This is a genomic window from Streptomyces sp. NPDC058052, assembly GCF_042885515.1.
In the GTDB taxonomy this organism is placed as follows: domain Bacteria; phylum Actinomycetota; class Actinomycetes; order Streptomycetales; family Streptomycetaceae; genus Streptomyces.
This window is the reverse complement of record NZ_JBHVRX010000095.1, coordinates 1-1,148: the sequence shown is the minus strand read 5'-3', so window position 1 is coordinate 1,148 and position 1,148 is coordinate 1. Positions and strand designations below refer to the sequence as shown.

Here is a 1,148-nt window from a genome sequence, read left to right as displayed (position 1 = left end):
TGATTTATGATTAAAATGCTCCATATCCTGTGGCTTAGCGTAATCAGAAATCATATAATCAATCTCACTAAATTCACTAATACGATACGATGCACGAGCATCTCGTTTACTACTATCTGCTAATAAATAACTTAATTGACTTTGTTGAATCATAATTTGACTGACGTGTGCTTCCTCTAAATCAAATTCATAACAATCGTTCTTATCAAATGAACCACATGAAATAAAGGCTTTATCAAATTTGAAACGTTGTAATAATTCGTTTGTTAAATGCCCCTTTACTACATCTTGCTCAGTATTTGTCTTACCTGCGAGCATAATTATTTCTCCTTGAATACGTTGTTCCTCTATTGCACGATTCAACTCATTTGCAATCTTTAGGGAATTAGTGATTATAGTAGTTTGTATAATATCATTTAAATACTGAGGAATTCGACCTGTTGTCGTCCCACCATCTATAACCACGATTTCTCCAGATTGAATTTGTGAAGCTGCTTTTTTAGCTATTCTTTCTTTCACATTTGATTGTTTCTGCCATTTATTCGCGTATGATTTCTCCTTGTTAATATGATTATATTTAACCGCCCCACCGTGCGTGCGAGTAATAAGTTTGTCATATTCTAATGTTTCTAAGTCTTTTCTCACGGTTTCAGGTGTAACTTGTAAAAATAATGCTAAATCTTTAACAGCAACCTCACCGTACTGATCAACACGTTTACGTATAAGGTTTAATCGTTCTTTTCTCTTGTACATTGTTATCTATACTCCTATCTGCTTCATGCGTGCGCGCCATTTATCATTTCGCCATCTGAAATACATGATGATAAATCGCAGCGCTTCATCTGCAATACTCACTAGAATAATACCGGTGTAACCAAACCCCAAATGAATGCCTAATAGAAAGCTTCCAGGCAACAGTAACAACCAATTAGTTATGATATTGACTGTAACAGGAAAACGCACATCCCCAGCTACATTTAATAAATCTACGATTAAATTATTAATTGCACGAATCGGTTCCAATCCTATAAGAATAACTAGATAGTAGATAATTAAATGGTATGTTTGAACATCATGTGTAAGCCATCTACCGACAGCGACGAAACCTACTAAAACGCATACCATGATAATTAAGGATTGAATCACAT

At 34.6% G+C, this 1,148-nt stretch carries 1 protein-coding gene and 1 pseudogene; both read right to left on the bottom strand.

The window, feature by feature from the left end; genetic code table 11:
• Positions 1-753, bottom strand: a 753-nt coding sequence (locus tag ACFVU3_RS40160) for a DeoR/GlpR family DNA-binding transcription regulator (RefSeq protein WP_390073726.1), incomplete at its 3' end; no start/stop codon positions are given.
• A gap of 6 nt (positions 754-759) precedes the next feature.
• Positions 760-1,148, bottom strand: a pseudogene (locus tag ACFVU3_RS40155) (hypothetical protein); the annotation flags it as partial.